The organism is Chitinophagaceae bacterium (genome assembly GCA_030053935.1).
Classification (GTDB): Bacteria; Bacteroidota; Bacteroidia; order Cytophagales; family JASGCU01; genus JASGCU01.
In genome coordinates this window covers 1-16,252 of the sequence record JASGCU010000056.1, presented here as the reverse complement: position 1 = coordinate 16,252, position 16,252 = coordinate 1, and the positions used below count along the sequence as shown (strand labels likewise).

Genomic DNA, 16,252 nt, shown 5'->3' with positions numbered 1-16,252 from the left:
TAAAAGAGATCTTGCATTCTGAATTCAAAACTACAATTTATTTTCTGTTTTAATCCTTAACTCCTCATTTTTTTTACGTATTACATAATTTAAGTTCTATTTTTGTTAATAGTGAATTAGTTTGTTTGGTATATTATTACTAATCAAGGCTTTAGTGGTTTTCTTGTAGATACTACCTATGCTAAAATTCTGAAAGGATGGTAAGATTATAGAAATTGAAATGCGAACGGTTTACAAACCCCGTTGCGTAGCATTTATTTTACTATAATCGTATCATCTTTTCTAATATTTGTTGGTTAGTTTTGTTTTCTATAAAATTTCATCTCTTTAGATTTGTATTAAGAGAATAATCTATTGTGAATCTTGGGGGGTGATAGTATTTGGGGTTTCGGAGAGGGTATAAATACGGATAGGATTTTTGACTTTTTCTTCTAAAAGGGCTATTTTAAGGACTTCGCTTATATGATTTATATAGTTTATTTTGAGACCTTTTTTATAAAGTTCATCAATTTCATCAATATCTTTTTTATTTTTTGAGGATAGTATTACTTCTTGTATTCCTGCTCTTTTACTGGCGAGTAGTTTTTCTTTTATACCACCTACGGGGAGAACTTTTCCACTGAGGGTTATTTCTCCTGTCATAGCAATGCGTTCTTTTATTTTTCTTTGTGTAAAAGCAGATGCTAAAGAGGTAACGAGTGTTATACCGGCAGATGGTCCGTCTTTTGGGACTGCTCCTGCGGGGACATGAACGTGAACATCATACTCGTTGAATATTTTATAATGGATAGAAAGTGCTTCGGCATATGATTTTAGGAAAGACATTGCTGCCATAGCGGATTCTTTCATTACATCTCCGAGTTGTCCGCTGAGGGTTATTTTTCCTGTTCCTCTATAGAGTGAGGATTCTATTTGTAGAATTTCTCCGCCGTATGGTGTCCATGCTAATCCTGTGACAATTCCTGCTATATCATTTACTTGATATTCTTCTCTGTCGTAGATTTCACTTCCTAATATTTGGGGTATGTCTGTAAGTTTTATATTTTTACTAAAGATCTCTTTTTTAGCTATGCAACTTGCTCTATTTCTGATAACAGAGGCGATATTTCTTTCCAATCCTCTGACTCCGGATTCTTTGGTATAGTTTTCTATTATTTTGCGGATGGATTCGGTAGAGAATATTACTTCATTAGCTTTGAGTCCGTGTTCTTTTTTTTGTTTGGGTATGATGTGTTTTTTAGCAATTTCTATTTTTTCTTCTACGGTATATCCGGAGAGTTCTATTATTTCCATTCTATCTCTGAGAGGGGCTTGGATGGAGTCTAAATTATTAGCGGTAGCAATGAATAGGACTTTTGAGAGGTCGTATCCTACTTCTAAATAGTTATCCAGAAAGTTATTATTTTGTTCGGGGTCTAATACTTCTAAAAGTGCATGGGAAGGGTCTCCTCTGTGGTCTCTATTTACTTTATCTATTTCGTCGAGTATAAAGACGGGATTTGAGGATTTTGCTTTGGATATATGGGATATAATTTTACCAGGCATTGCACCTATGTAAGTTTTTCTGTGTCCTCGTATTTCTGCTTCGTCATGGAGAGCTCCTAAGGATAATCTTACATAATTTCTTTTTAAAGCACGGGCTACCGACTTGCCGAGGGAGGTTTTTCCTACACCAGGAGGACCATAGAGGCACATTATGGGGCTTTTCATATCTCCTTTGAGTTTTAACACGGCGAGATATTCTATAATTCTTTTTTTTACTTTTTTCATACCATAATGGTCTGTATCTAATACACTTTCTGCATTTTTTATATCAAAATCATCGTTGGTGTATTCGTTCCAAGGAAGGTTTACAAAAAACTCTACATAGTTAAGGGAAAGAGCAAATTCAGGAGAGTTTGAATTTATACGTGACAATTTGTCAAATTCTTTTTGAAAATGCTCTTGAGTTTCTTTACTCCATTGTTTTTTGCTTGCTTTCGTTTTTATTTTTTCTATATCTTTTTCTGGTCCATCAAATCCGAGTTCGTTTTGTAATACTTTCATTTGCTGTCTCAAAAAATAATCTTTTTGTTGCTGGTCTATATCAGTAAATGCCTTGTTCTGTATATCCTGTTTGATAGTGAGCATCTGAATATCTCGCATCATATACTGAAGGAGCAGTTCTGCACGTTCTCCGCCATCTTCTGTTTCTAATAATTTTTGTCTTTCGGATAAATCCGCATTGACATTAGAGCAAAGAAAATGTGTGAGAAAACTATTACTGTGAATATTACTGATGGCGATATGCGCCTCACGTGGTATTTCTGGGTTTAATTTGAGTATTTTGAAAGAAGCTTCTTTTATAGATTGAAAAAGAACTTTCGTTTCTTTTTTAGAAGATGGTGGAAATTTTTCGGTCAAATACTTTACTTCTGCGGTTATCCATGGCTCTTCTTGAATGATTTTTTCTATGTGAAATCGGTTCTTCCCTTGAATAATGATAGTAGTGCTTCCATCGGGCATTACTAATGTTTTTAAGATATATGCAAGGGTTCCGGTAAGATATAAATCCGATGATTGTGGTTCTTCTACCTGTTGATTTTTTTGTGTGATAATGCCTATAATTCTATTTCCTTTGTTTACTTTTTTTATCAGTTTAATAGATTTTTGTCTATTTACAGTGATGGGAAATACTACGCCTGGAAACAGAACAGCATTTTTTACGGGCAGTATATCCACTTCTTGTGGGAGATCTTTGGTGTCTATTTTTTTTTCTACTTCGGATGTTATAAAAGACATTATTTCTTCCCCTTCTTCTTCTGCTAAGGCACTACTCATAAAATCTGTTTTTATATTCATTGTACTATGTAATTGGTTTATGTATATGGATATGCTAATATAATTTTTATTGCAATTCTTTTGCCACAGATAAATTTGCAAGAAGATTGTTTCTCATGCTTCAAAAAAAGTAATCGTAATTATTTATCTATTCTGTTTGATAGATAATCAATGAACTAAGTCCATTTTGATGAAAAGACAAAATTCAGTTATGATTCTCATGTTTTATACTCTGTTCCCATTGAATGATAGTGTTTTTTTTTTCACTTCCCCACAGATAACCTCCTATATTTCCCGTTTTTTTAATAACTCTATGGCATGGAATTAAAAAAGAAACGGGATTGCTTCCTACCGCAGAACCGACCGCTCGAGAAGCTTTGGGATTACCTATTTGGAGGGCGATATTATTATAAGTAACAAGTGTTCCCATAGGGATGGTGAGCAAAGCGTCCCATACTTTCCATTGAAATTCTGTTCCTCTCACGCAGATAGGCACATGAGGTAATGTATCCTTTGTTTTTTGTAAAATAGCCACTGCGTGCTTGTGTATAATACCACCGTTTCGAGAAAAGAATCCATTGGGGTACAGATTTTCTAAAATGGAAATTGCCTTTTTTTCGTCTTCGCAAAATCCCATATAACAAATCCCAAGATAATGAGCAGCAACGAGCATCTTTCCAAAAATAGTTTCTTCAAACTCAAAATCTATAAAAAGAGGTTTTTTATCATTTTTAAATTCTTCGGGGGGCATCCTTTTAGTGGTAACAAATGTATTGTGAACAATACTATGTTTGAAAGATACTCTCCTATCATAATCCTCAGTCCGATGCATATATTCACCGTATTGGTCGTAAAAATTGCTTCTGATATCCATAAAAATAAAAGTTAAAAAAAATAAAAGTTTATTAAAGTAAATTCTAAAAAGTAATTTGTGTTTTTTAGAGATTGCTTCCTTTTTCTTCTCATTCTTTTAGTAAAACTACTAAAATCTTTCAAACATCTCTAAAAAATGTATTTATTCCCTCATTATTGAATAACCAACACTCATCCTTCTGAAGTCTTTCCCTTATGTGTTATCTTATGTCAAAATAAGATATTTTTATAAATACTTCTCAAAAAAAATATTATAGTAAAAAATAATTCCTTGAACATATAAAAAGCATATTTATGAATATAAAAAAAATTTTTTTCGCAATTATCGTTCTTCATCTTATAATGAACGTCGGAATAGCACAAAAAAATAGATATGTTATCTATTTTACTGATAAAAATAATACTCCTTATTCTCTAGAAAGACCTAATGAATTTTTATCACTACGCTCTATAGAAAGAAGAACGAGACAAAGCATTTCCCTCACCCCATCTGATATTCCCGTAAATACTACTTACATACAAGATATAGAAAGATTGGGTGCTGATGTTTATTTTTCTTCTCGTTGGCTCAATTGTTTATTAATAGAGTCATCACCTTCGCTTCTCCCATCTATTATGAATATTTCTTTCGTTTCAAAGGTAGAATTGGTGGCAAATGGATCTCAATTAAACAATCAAATAGCGGGTTCTGAAAAAACATTCTCTCTTGTATCTGCTCGTAACAATGAAATCAATGATTTTGATTATCAAATACAAACATTAGGAGGAGATTTTATGCACAGTAATGGTTTTAAGGGTGAAGGAAAAATGGTTGCTGTGTTTGATGGGGGGTTTAGAGGGGTAGATACTGTCCGTTATTTTCGACATTTGTTTCAAAAAAAGCAATTAATACACACTTTCAATTATGTCTATAATAATCATTCTATTTATCAATCTTCTTCTCACGGAACAGCGGTTCTTTCTTGCTTGGCAGCCGTAGATAATACAAAAGCATTAGGGATGATTCCCAATGCTTTATATATACTTGCTCTCACTGAAGATGTTTCCAATGGAGATTTAGATGATAGAATAGAAGAATATAATTGGCTTTTTGCTGCGGAAAAGGCAGACAGCATAGGAGTAGATGTTATCAATAGTTCGCTTGGATATTTTGTATTTTCCATTGAAAATCAAAACTACACTTCTGATCAGTTAGATGGCAATACAGCAATAATTAGTAAAGCCGCTCAGTTTGCTTTTGAGAAAGGAATAGCCGTTGTATCCAGTGCTGGAAATGAAGGAAATTCTGCTTGGAAAAAAATAACTCCTCCTGCTGATAGTAGAGGAGCTTTGACGGTCGGAGCAATAGGAAAAAACCTGCAAATAGCAACAACCAGTTCTCGAGGTAAAACATCCGACAAAAGAATTAAACCTGATGTAGTTGCTTTTGGAGTAAATGTTTCTATTATTACCTCATCGGGCAATGTCAGCACTATCAGTGGCACAAGTTTTTCCGCACCATTAGTAGCAGGTTTATTAACGGGCTATTGGCAGTACGCACCCCATAAAACAGTATATCAAATATATGATGATATGCGAAAAACGAGCAGTAATAGTTCCAATCCCGACTCTCTTTATGGGTATGGAATCCCTTCTTTTTACAATCTTTTAGAAAAAAAACCTCCTATTCCCATTCTTTCCATTACTTCTCTTATAAAATCGGATATAACAGTGTATCCTAATCCTATTCGTAACAAAATTTTGTATATAAAAAACGACGGGGAGAAATGGATAGAAACCATTGTTTTGCAAATATACAATATGGAGGGAAATGTCCTACTAGAAAGCAAATATAATAAATTATATCCGCAATCTTTCATTACAATAGACATTGCATCTCTCAAACCACAGCTCTATTTTTTGAAACTAAGGGGAAACGATTTCGAAAAACAAATAAAAATAGTAGTAGAATAAAATCTAACAGAAGTATTTTTATTGGTAGGTTCTAAAAATTGATTTCTTCAAAAAAAATAATACCGTTTTTAGGATTTGAATTTTTAGAATCTATTTTATTACTTGTTTCGCACTGTTTATTGCATTTTCTTTAATGAAATTGATGTCTTATTGTGTATTTAGCAATAAAAATACACTTTTACTTAGAATTTTTGTAAAAATATCCGCTGAATAGTTACAAAAAATTAAAACCCGGAAAAAGATTATATTGTGTAAAATCAAAAATACATGTTTCTAAAAGTACTTCTTATTCAATAACTTTATAATATCAAATATATGACTTACAAAAATTTCGTATTCGTAGCACTAGTATGTGCCTTGACTTCTTGTAGTAAGAATGATGATACTACCACACCTACCACTAATGGTACAGTTATTAATGTAGATGCAGATAAATTCCTTACATCGTCTGGGGCAGTAACCATTACTACCGAAAACCGAACGCTTTCTAATGGAACAACGGCAGATTGTTACAAAATTGTCACCAAAAGTACACCATCAGACCATACACAAGGTCCTTGGTGTCCAACAAACATTTCAGATGATGCCACAAAAGGAGGTATTTGGTTAGAAAATGGAAATGTGTATGATGTAGATGGTGCTTTTATTCAAAATTTAGCTACTTTTTACAAGAATACTACTTGGCAGATGTATAACACTTCCACTGGCGCAATAACCAAAACATTGACACAAGCAGATTGTCAAGCAGCAGCCAACCCAAATGTAGGTGTTCAGTATAAAAACTACTGCGTAGAATGTTTACCTTCTTATGTTTCCTCTGTAACAAAAACCATTTATATACCCATAACCCCTGTAAAATTGAGTTCCCCCGTAAGTTTTGGAGCAGGACCAGGTTCTTCAGGACCAACTATTAGAGGTATTGCTTTCAACGGTGTTGTATTTGATGCCCCTGCTCCGGTAAGTGCTATTTTAGGAGCCTATACATTGGCACCATTTGACGATGCAGGCGGACATATTAACATTGGTGCAGGTTATCACTATCACGCAGCAACTGGAAAATCTACAAAAATTACTCAATCCGATGGACACGCCGCCATGATTGGCTACGCTGTAGATGGGTTTGGAATTTATGAAAGGTTAAGCGCTTCCGGATCCGAATATACAGATTTAGACGCAAGCCGTGGACATTATGATGCTACCAGAGGATATCATTATCATGTAGACAAAGCTGGAGCAAATAATTTTATTAACAGTTTGTCTGGAGCGTATGCGCAATAACCATGAAATTGAAATTAATATTGTCAATCATTGGAATGGGATTTTTTACATCATTCCTTTTTGCCCATAGCCCCGACCTTTCAAGTTTTATTATTTATGAACAAAGCGGGAAAAACTTTATCGTCATAAAAAGTTCACTAACAGCTTTTGAACAGGAAGTAATGTATCATTATGGTAAAAACTCTTATAAAACGCCACAAGAGTTTAGTGAGTTAGCAATTAAGCATTTCCACAAAAGCTGTTTTATTCTTATTAACAATGATACTATTATGGTTAATAATCCGCAAATTCAATTGGGACACGAAACGACATTTTTTGCAGAATTAGAAAATTTGCCTCAAAAGATAACAACTTATTATGTTAAAAATATTTTTTTTAGGGATATGCCCAACAATCAATGTGAGTTGATTTTGAACCATAAAGATTTACCCCAAAAACAAGTTATTTTAAACAATGAAAATAAGCATGAAGTAAAATTGTGTGTAGAAAAAAATAAATGGGAAATGGAAGAAAAATCTAATTCAATGTTTGGAATAAGTAAGTTCTTGAGTATTCTATTTCTTATATTTATAGTAATAGCATTTATAATGAGAAAGAAAAAAACCAGCTAACAAGCCATTTCCAAAAGCGGGACAAGAAGTGCTTATTTGGATAACAGAACATGCTTATAAACACCAAAGAAAACAATTATGAGACTGTCTTTTTTATTTTGTTTCTTTAGAAAAATGCTTTTTTTGTAAATATTTCTTTGTATATTATTTAAAAATAGTAAGTAATGAAAAAAATAGTATTATTTTTCAAAAAACACAAGAAATCGCTCTCATACCTCATTAAAAAATAATGATGAAGACAGCAAAATTACAAAACATATTTTAAAATAAATATAGCACTGTGAAAGAAAAAGAAATGTCTTTTTTAGACCATTTAGAAGAATTAAGATGGCATCTGATACGCTCCATCTGTTCCATTATTTTTTTTATGGTAGCCTCATTTATATATATGAATACGATTTTTCGCTACGTTATATTAGCTCCCACGAAGCCCGATTTTTTAACTTATCGTCTCTTCTGTAAGGTATCAGAGTATTTTCATACCGATGCTTTTTGTATCAAAGAATTACCTTTTATTCTCCAAAGCAGACAGCTCACCGGACAATTTTCTATGCATATAACTGCTTCTTTAGTATTAGGTCTTATATGCTCGTTTCCATATGTTTTTTGGGAAATATGGCGATTTGTAAAACCAGGTCTCCATGAAAAAGAAAAATCGGCAGTTCGTGGACTCACATTCTATGTCAGTAGCTTGTTTTTTATAGGAATTTTATTTGGATACTATTTAGTAGCTCCTCTCTCGCTTAATTTTTTAGCAAACTATAAATTAGACAGCAGTATTGAAAATCAATTTGATATTATTTCATACGTTTCTACTCTCAGTACGCTTGTTTTATCGGGAGGAATTATTTTTCAGCTTCCCGTTATTTCTTTCTTTTTAGCAAAAATGAATATACTATCTGTTTCTTTCTTACAAAAATATAGAAAACATTCCATTGTTATCATACTCATAATCGCCGCAATTATAACCCCTCCAGATCCTTTTAGTCAGATATTAGTATCTGCCCCTCTCATTTTATTATATGAGATAAGTATTTTCATTATAAAATTTGTAGAAAAGAAAAAAATAAAAGAATAATTACAAAAATAAAAGCATTTTTAACTATTCTCAATAAAAACATTAAAAAAAATATATACTTGCATTTATAAAACTTATTTTCACGCCAAAACAAAATTATACTATTCAATCTTTTATTTATTTAAATGAAAAAAATATGATGTGATACTCTACGCCACTTAAACCAATTTTATGTTACCAATAAAACTAAACACGGATACTCTTATTCAGCAGTATTGTGATGGAAATGAAAAAGCATTTGATACAATATCAAATCTTTACAGCGGAAAAGTATATAGCACAGCGTATTCTATATTAAAGAATAAAAAACAGGCAGAAGATATAGTTCAAGAAGTTTTCATAAAAGTATTTATTACTTTGAAAAAAAATAATTATTCCGATAAGGGAAAGTTTGAAGCATGGATTCTAAAAATTACACGCAATATGTCAATAGACCATTTGCGAAAACACAAAAAAAAAGTGCAATACTCATTAGAGCAGTATAGCAGCGTTTTAGAGTCAATCTATTTTGTTGAAAACGCAATGGTAGAACATAATATAATAGAAGACGAAACAAAAAAATATTTATGGGATCTTATCCATGAACTACCTAAAAATCAAAGAGAAATAATTATTATGAAACATTATCTCAATATGAGTTTTAAAGAAATATCTACTTTAGCAAATATTAGTATAAATACCGCCTTAGGTATTATGAGATATGGCATTATTAATCTGAGAAAGAAAATAAATGAAGAACAAATACATTTTACAAACTTTAAATAAATATAACACATAAAATAAAATGATAACAGATAAAAATAAAGATGCCAAAACAGAAAAAGCAAACGCCATCAAGTCCGTAATAGGAACTTTAGAAAAAACCTATTATAAAGGGGTCGTTATGAAATTAAGCGATGAGCATGTAGTAGATGTTCCTGCTATTTCTACGGGCTCTATTGGGTTAGATATAGCATTAGGAATTGGCGGTTTACCAAGAGGCAGAGTTATAGAAATCTACGGTCCTGAATCATCGGGGAAAACCACTTTAGCCATGCACTGTATAGCAGAAGCACAAAAAAAAGGAGGAATAGCAGTATTTATTGATGCAGAACATGCCTTTGATAAAACATACGCAGAAAAATTAGGAATAGATACTCAAAATCTTTTCATTGCTCAACCCGACGATGGAGAACAAGCATTAGAAATAGCAGAACAACTCATCCGTTCTACAGCAGTTGATATAGTAGTAATAGATTCCGTTGCTGCATTAGTCCCAAAAGGTGAGATAGAAGGGGATATGGGAGATAATAAATTAGGATTACAAGCAAGATTAATGTCTCAAGCCCTCAGAAAACTTACAGGCATAATCAATAAAACAGGCTGCTGTTGTATATTTATCAATCAACTAAGAGAAAAAATAGGTGTTATGTTTGGAAATCCCGAAGTTACCACAGGAGGAAATGCTCTCAAATACTACGCATCCGTACGATTAGATATTAGAAGAATTCAACAAATAAAAGAAGGAGAAAACATTGTAGGAAATAGAACACGAGTAAAAGTAGTTAAAAACAAAGTAGCTCCCCCTTTCAAAGTTATAGAATTCGATATTATGTATGGAGAAGGTATCTCTAAAATTGGGGAAATCATTGATTTTGCTGTAGATTTAGAAATAATAAAAAAGTCAGGGTCATGGTTTTCATACGAGGATAAAAAGTTAGGGCAAGGAAAAGAATCCGTAAAACAATTTTTGAAAGACAATAGTGATATAGTATCTATTATAGAAACGAAAATTAAAGAAAAAATAGCGGCAAAAGTCCCCATCAGCAAAATAGCTACTGAACAATCAAGCAACGAAGAATAAAAAAATATCTAAATATATAAAAATAACATAAAATAACACTATGCCAAACACAGCAGAATTAATATATAACGGGAAAACATACAGCTTTCCTGTATTAGAGGGAACAGAAAAAGAAATAGCAGTAGATATTAGTAAATTACGAGAGCAGAGTGCGAAAGAACAAACTCCCATCATTACAATGGATCCGGGATATAAAAACACAGGAGCAACTACCTCTGCTATCACTTTTTTGGATGGAGAACAAGGAATTTTACAATACAGAGGATATCCTATTGAAGAATTAGCAGAGAAATCTTCTTTTTTAGAAGTAGCATACCTGCTCATATTTGGAGAACTCCCAACAGAATCAGGTTTCTCTCTTTTTAAAAAAGAAATAACCGAACATACTCTCGTTCATGAGGATATCAAAAAAATATTAGAAGGATTCCCCGCCAAGTCCCATCCAATGGGGGTATTAGGATCATTAGTATGTGCTTTAAGCACATTTTATCCCGAATCTCTTAATAAAAGTATGGCGGAATCCAATGTGCATTTACAAATTATAAGATTGTTGGCAAAATTTCCTACCCTTGCAGCATGGTCTTATAAAAACGAAGTAGGACATCCTGTAGTATATCCCGACAACAAACTCAGCTATTGTCAAAACCTTCTAAAAATGATGTTTTCACTACCAACCGAATCGTATTCATTAGATCCAGTAGTAGTAGATGCTTTGGATAAATTACTCATCCTGCATGCAGACCATGAACAAAATTGTTCTACCTCCACAGTCCGAATGGTAGGTTCATCTCGGGCAAGTATTTATGCCTCTATCTCTGCGGGAATAAATGCTTTGTGGGGGCCACTCCATGGCGGAGCAAATCAAGAAGTTATGGAAATGTTAGAGCTCATAAAACAAGACGGTGGAAATGTAAAAAAATATGTAGAAAAAGCAAAATCAAAAGAAGATCCTTTCTTACTTATGGGGTTTGGACATAGAGTTTATAAAAACTTTGACCCCCGTGCAAAAATTATTAAAAAAGCTGCCGACGATGTTTTAAATAAATTAAAAATAAACGACCCTATATTAGAAATAGCAAAAGAATTAGAAGCAGCAGCACTCAAAGACCAGTATTTTATTGATAAAAAACTCTACCCTAATGTTGATTTTTACAGCGGCATTATATACAAAGCAATGGGAATACCTACAGAAATGTTTACCGTATTTTTCTCTATGGGACGTCTCCCAGGTTGGATAGCCCAATGGAAAGAAATGCGTGAAAATAAAGAACCTATAGGACGCCCAAGACAAATATATACAGGAAAAACAAAACGAAGTTACATACCAATAAATAAAAGATAGCATACAATGAATATATTAGTTTGTATTACTCATGTCCCTGATACCATATCCCGAATTAGTTTTATGGAAAATAACACAAAATTTGACACCAATGGGATACAGTTTATTATCGGACCATACGATGATTACGCATTATCACGCGGAGTAGAACTGAAAGAACAATTCGGAGGAAAACTTACCGTTCTCAATATAGGTTTAGCAGAAACAGAACCTACTCTCAGAAAAGCACTTGCCATAGGAGCTGATGAAGCAGTGAGAATACATGCTTCCCCGGAAGATTCATTTTTTGTAGCTCAAAACATAGCCCTCTATGCCCAATCCAAATCTTTTGACCTCATCCTGATGGGACGAGAATCTATAGATTTTAACGGAGGAATGGTACATGGTATGGTTGGAGAATTATTAGGAATACCTTCTCTTTCGCCCATTATGAAATTAGATATTCAGGAAAAAAAAGCAAAAATAACCAAAGAAATAGAAGGAGGCAAAGAATACTTAGAAGTAGACCTTCCTTTTGTCGCAGGATGCCAAGAACCTATTGCCGAATGGAAAATACCTAATATGCGAGGAATCATGCAAGCAAAAAGTAAACCACTTACTGTTTTAGAACCCTATCAAAATACTCTTTATACTCAAAATAAAAATTTTGAACTTCCAAAACCCAAAGGGCAAGTAAAAATGATAGCACAAGACAATATAAAAACATTATTACAACTCCTAAAAGAAGAAGCAAAAGTCATCTAACCTCAATAAAAAATGTCAACACTCGTATTTGTAGAAGTATCAGAAAAAAAAATAAAAAAAAATTCTTTGGAAGCTATTAGCTACGCATATGCTCTCCATGAAAAAAATGTTACAGCAATAGTCATAGGTGCAGTAGAAAATACCGAATTACAAAAAATCGGACCAGCAGGTGCTTCTAAAATTATACATGTATCAGAAAAAAATGCTGAAGAAATAGATACACATATTTTTGTATCTGCCATTCACTCTCTCTTTGAAAATAAAAAAAGCGATACCTTAATCTTTGCAAAATCATCCCTCTCCGATACTCTCTGTGCCAAATTATCTGTCAAATTACAAGCAAGTTTTATACCAAATGTTACAGAATTGCCAACAGGTGACGAAAAGAATATATTCAAAAGAAGTATTTATACAGGAAAAGCATTTTCATTCGTAGAAGTAAAAAACAAGAAAAAAATTATTTCTATCAAAAAAAATACAATACCCATCAAAACCAATGGAGGACAAGCAGAAATAGAAGCTTTTTCACTATCACAGTATACAGCAGACACAAAAATTACTTCTCTCTCCCAAGAGAAATTAAAAGGCAAAGTACTTTTACCCGAAGCAGATATCGTAGTATCCGCAGGAAGAGGAATGAAAGGACCTGAACATTGGAAATGGATAGAAGAATTAGCAGATATATTAGGAGCAGCAACCGCATGCAGTAAACCCGTATCCGATATGGATTGGAGACCACATCACGAACACGTAGGACAAACAGGGTTAAAAGTAAGTCCTTCCCTCTACATTGCTATAGGGATATCGGGAGCTATTCAACACTTAGCAGGAGTAAATTCTTCTAAATGTATAGTGGTTATCAATAAAGATCCCGAAGCGCCTTTCTTTAAAGCAGCCGATTATGGAATTGCAGGCGACGCTTTTGAAATACTTCCTAAACTCATACAAGAACTCAAACAATTTTATTCCATCAACTAATTATCAATTAATATATGTTTCAATCACCTATTTTATCAGGAGCACAGTTATTTTTTCTCATCGTGATCGCATTAATAAGTTTTGTCGTAGCACTTTCTTTCATTGATAGCAGAAAAGAAAAAGAAACAAAGTAATATCTTTTGAGATGATAATATTTCAAAAGTACTGATAGTATCAAGTAGCCACAATATCCAAAAATATTTTTTTGGAATACTAAATATTAATTATAAAGTATAATGAAAATATTATCTATAGTAATACCTACTTATAATGAGGAAAAAAATATTCAAGTTATTTTGAATAAAATAAAAAATGTCTCTTTAATAGAACAAATAGAAAAAGAGATTATTATAGTGAATGATTGCTCAAAAGATAATACAGAAGAATCTATTCAAAAGTATAAATCGGACAACCCTGACCTTATTATACAATACTATAAACATCCTGTAAATAAAGGAAAAGGCGCTGCCTTACGTACCGGTATATCACAAGCAAAAGGGGATTTTCTTATTGTTCAAGATGCCGATTTAGAATACGATCCTTATGAATATAATATTCTTCTACAACCTATTATAGATGGGCATGCAGATGTGGTTTACGGTTCAAGATTTGTAGGAGGGAAACCACATAGAATATTATTTTTTTGGCATACTATTGGAAATAAATTTTTAACCTTTGTTTCCAATATGTTTACTAATCTCAATCTTACAGATATGGAAACTGGTTATAAACTTTTTAAAACAGATGTTATTAAAAACATACATATTGTAGAAAATAGATTTGGGTTTGAGCCAGAGATAACTGCAAAAATATCGAGGATACCAGGTATTAGAATCTACGAAATAGGAATTTCTTATTATGGAAGAACTTATGCAGAAGGTAAAAAAATAAATTGGATAGATGGAGTAAGGGCATTGTATTGTATTTTAAAATACGCTTTTTTTAAGTATTCCTGAATAAACTTTCCAAAAAAATATTCTCTTTACAGCGGGGTAAACTTGACTAATTGTGTCTTAGTCAATGTTTCAGGTCTCGTTTTCGGATTAAGAAATGAAAGAGTAAGCATAGTAACATGATATTTTTCAAAAGACAAAACTATCTCTACACTCCCAAATTTTTTTAATTCCGCGGATCGCTCTTCGCTGATGTATACCCAAGCAGAACCACTCCCTATCGTATTTACTAAGGTATTCACTTCATCAAAAACAGGATTTATTCTTTGGCTGTAAAAATCTAATGAATGAATAAAAGTATCGGTATCATTTCCATCTCCACTCTGTAGAACAAAAAATCTTTTGACGGGGAATGTATTTTGAATTTTAAGATATTTCCCTAAAACGGCACCTGTTTGATATTTGAGTAAAGAAGGATAAAAATGAATGTTCAGTATCATACAAAGAGAAATTACTCCCCACAAAGAAGGATATACAAGTTTTTCTAAATACGTCCTAGAGCTCTTCCAAAAAAAGATATTTATTCCCAAAAAAACAACTATAAGGAGAAATATATATACATTATTCAATGGAAAAAATAAAAAACAAATAAAAAAAACTAATAACCAAATAGCTAACAACTGTATCCATTGATAAATAAGGAAAAAAATCCTGCTTTTTTTTTGTTCTAAGTTTTCAGAAAGAACTCCTACATATTTGGCAGCAATTATGGAACTCATAGGAATAAGAATATTGATATAATGAGGAAGTTTATAACGAGAGAAAGAGAGAATTATAAAAGGTATTATAAAACCGCCTAAACTGATATATTCTAATGTTTTTTTTTTGTTAATAATATCCTTTAGCGATTGAAAGAGAGCAAAAAAGGTTATGAGTCCCCAAGGCAGTACGATCCAAAGATAAGTATGCAAAAAGAAAAAAATATCGGTATCATTTTTCCATTCGCTTGCTCCGGTTATTCTCCCAAAGCTTTGTTTCCATAAGTAAAAATAAATACCAGAGGTATCTCTCCCTCCGTTTACTGTTTTCTCGGGATGCATATCAAATTGTTGATAAAGCCCAATACACATAGGGAGTAGCATTACAAGTATGATGAGAAGCCCTAATATCCATTCCCATTTCCAAAAAAAATGGTATTTTCTTAAAAGAATAAAGTGCGTAGAGAATGCAAAAACTATAACCATAAGTGCTACCGGACCTTTTGCAAGCAAAGAAAGTCCTATACCTATAAAACCAAACACAAAATTTTTCCATTTTTTAAATTCTGTATACTCTGCCAGCTGCCAAATAGAAAAAACCGTAAATCCTGTTAGCATGGTATCGCTCCTCACGTCATGGTTCATTAAAAAAACACTGAAAGAAGAAGCATAAAAAAGCCCTGCTAAAACGGATAATTCCTTATTCATATATAGCTTTGATAATCTATAAGTAGAATAGATTCCCAGTAAAGAAATCAGAATGGGAAACAACCGATAGGTTAGGTTATTTGCTCCCAATATTTGGAACACTAAAGATGTTATCCAAAAAAGTAAAGGAGGCTTATCTAAATAATCTTCCCCCCTTTGAAGTACTTGTAAATAACTTTGGTTCTGCGACATTTCCCAAGAGATAGCCGCATGTTGCGCTGCGTCTAAGTCCATAATATCTATAAACATGCCCAAAAAGTACACAAAAACTATCCCTCCTATAAAAAAAAGAGTTCTTCTTTCCATTTTTATTATCATCTATTTTATAAATTATTCTATTTTTGTGGTTATGTATTATGCTAAAAATTAATCG

Annotated in this window: 13 protein-coding genes; 10 read left to right on the top strand and 3 right to left on the bottom strand. The window is 32.6% G+C overall.

Going from position 1 to position 16,252, the window contains the following annotated elements; genetic code table 11:
- Positions 1-351 precede the first annotated feature (351 nt).
- Together lon and QM536_06740 are read right to left on the bottom strand one after the other, a co-directional pair.
- The gene (gene lon, locus QM536_06745; protein MDI9356701.1) at positions 352-2,841 is read right to left on the bottom strand and encodes an endopeptidase La; all 2,490 of its coding nucleotides are present in this window, start codon (positions 2,839-2,841) and stop codon (positions 352-354) included.
- Between the two features lie 184 nt (positions 2,842-3,025).
- Complete coding sequence (locus tag QM536_06740; protein ID MDI9356700.1) at positions 3,026-3,694, bottom strand: methylated-DNA--[protein]-cysteine S-methyltransferase; 669 nt, start codon at positions 3,692-3,694, stop codon at positions 3,026-3,028.
- A gap of 293 nt (positions 3,695-3,987) precedes the next feature.
- On the opposite strand from QM536_06740, the gene QM536_06735 reads away from it, so the two are divergent.
- The 10 genes from QM536_06735 (at position 3,988) to QM536_06690 (ending at position 14,476) form a co-directional block, all read left to right on the top strand.
- Positions 3,988-5,646 carry a S8 family serine peptidase gene (locus QM536_06735; protein ID MDI9356699.1) on the top strand — a complete coding sequence of 553 codons (1,659 nt, stop codon included), beginning with the start codon at positions 3,988-3,990 and terminating at the stop codon, positions 5,644-5,646.
- 315 nt (positions 5,647-5,961) lie between these two features.
- Entirely contained in the window at positions 5,962-6,924 is a 963-nt protein-coding gene (locus tag QM536_06730; GenBank protein MDI9356698.1) for a YHYH protein, read from the top strand.
- Between the two features lie 2 nt (positions 6,925-6,926).
- On the top strand, positions 6,927-7,535 hold the full coding sequence (locus tag QM536_06725; GenBank protein ID MDI9356697.1) for a hypothetical protein: 609 nt from the start codon (positions 6,927-6,929) through the stop codon (positions 7,533-7,535).
- A 280-nt stretch (positions 7,536-7,815) separates the two neighbouring features.
- A complete protein-coding gene (gene tatC, locus QM536_06720) occupies positions 7,816-8,613 on the top strand; it encodes a twin-arginine translocase subunit TatC (GenBank protein ID MDI9356696.1) in 798 nt (265 codons plus the stop codon).
- A gap of 171 nt (positions 8,614-8,784) precedes the next feature.
- Complete coding sequence (locus QM536_06715; GenBank protein MDI9356695.1) at positions 8,785-9,378, top strand: sigma-70 family RNA polymerase sigma factor; 594 nt, start codon at positions 8,785-8,787, stop codon at positions 9,376-9,378.
- A 19-nt stretch (positions 9,379-9,397) separates the two neighbouring features.
- On the top strand, positions 9,398-10,456 hold the full coding sequence (gene recA, locus QM536_06710; GenBank protein MDI9356694.1) for a recombinase RecA: 1,059 nt from the start codon (positions 9,398-9,400) through the stop codon (positions 10,454-10,456).
- A 40-nt stretch (positions 10,457-10,496) separates the two neighbouring features.
- Entirely contained in the window at positions 10,497-11,798 is a 1,302-nt protein-coding gene (locus tag QM536_06705; GenBank protein ID MDI9356693.1) for a citrate synthase, read from the top strand.
- 6 nt (positions 11,799-11,804) lie between these two features.
- Positions 11,805-12,542, top strand: a complete 738-nt coding sequence (locus QM536_06700) for an electron transfer flavoprotein subunit beta/FixA family protein (GenBank protein MDI9356692.1) — start codon at positions 11,805-11,807, stop codon at positions 12,540-12,542.
- A gap of 12 nt (positions 12,543-12,554) precedes the next feature.
- Positions 12,555-13,520, top strand: a complete 966-nt coding sequence (locus QM536_06695) for an electron transfer flavoprotein subunit alpha/FixB family protein (GenBank protein ID MDI9356691.1) — start codon at positions 12,555-12,557, stop codon at positions 13,518-13,520.
- A 236-nt stretch (positions 13,521-13,756) separates the two neighbouring features.
- Positions 13,757-14,476, top strand: coding sequence for a glycosyltransferase family 2 protein (locus QM536_06690; GenBank protein MDI9356690.1), 720 nt, complete (start codon positions 13,757-13,759; stop codon positions 14,474-14,476).
- A gap of 26 nt (positions 14,477-14,502) precedes the next feature.
- On the opposite strand, the gene QM536_06685 is transcribed toward QM536_06690, so the two are convergent.
- Positions 14,503-16,185, bottom strand: a complete 1,683-nt coding sequence (locus tag QM536_06685; protein MDI9356689.1) for a glycosyltransferase family 39 protein — start codon at positions 16,183-16,185, stop codon at positions 14,503-14,505.
- Between the last annotated feature and the right edge of the window lie 67 nt (positions 16,186-16,252).

What these genes read in the sequence shown, in the direction of transcription:
- lon (MDI9356701.1), bottom strand. Translation starts at nt 2,841, where the DNA reads ATGAATATAAAAACAGATTTTATGAGTAGTGCCTTAGCAGAAGAAGAA.
- QM536_06705 (MDI9356693.1), top strand. Translation starts at nt 10,497, where the DNA reads ATGCCAAACACAGCAGAATTAATATATAACGGGAAAACATACAGCTTT.
- QM536_06740 (MDI9356700.1), bottom strand. Translation starts at nt 3,694, where the DNA reads ATGGATATCAGAAGCAATTTTTACGACCAATACGGTGAATATATGCAT.
- QM536_06695 (MDI9356691.1), top strand. Translation starts at nt 12,555, where the DNA reads ATGTCAACACTCGTATTTGTAGAAGTATCAGAAAAAAAAATAAAAAAA.
- QM536_06735 (MDI9356699.1), top strand. Translation starts at nt 3,988, where the DNA reads ATGAATATAAAAAAAATTTTTTTCGCAATTATCGTTCTTCATCTTATA.
- QM536_06725 (MDI9356697.1), top strand. Translation starts at nt 6,927, where the DNA reads ATGAAATTGAAATTAATATTGTCAATCATTGGAATGGGATTTTTTACA.
- QM536_06685 (MDI9356689.1), bottom strand. Translation starts at nt 16,185, where the DNA reads ATGGAAAGAAGAACTCTTTTTTTTATAGGAGGGATAGTTTTTGTGTAC.
- QM536_06730 (MDI9356698.1), top strand. Translation starts at nt 5,962, where the DNA reads ATGACTTACAAAAATTTCGTATTCGTAGCACTAGTATGTGCCTTGACT.
- QM536_06715 (MDI9356695.1), top strand. Translation starts at nt 8,785, where the DNA reads ATGTTACCAATAAAACTAAACACGGATACTCTTATTCAGCAGTATTGT.
- recA (MDI9356694.1), top strand. Translation starts at nt 9,398, where the DNA reads ATGATAACAGATAAAAATAAAGATGCCAAAACAGAAAAAGCAAACGCC.
- QM536_06690 (MDI9356690.1), top strand. Translation starts at nt 13,757, where the DNA reads ATGAAAATATTATCTATAGTAATACCTACTTATAATGAGGAAAAAAAT.
- QM536_06700 (MDI9356692.1), top strand. Translation starts at nt 11,805, where the DNA reads ATGAATATATTAGTTTGTATTACTCATGTCCCTGATACCATATCCCGA.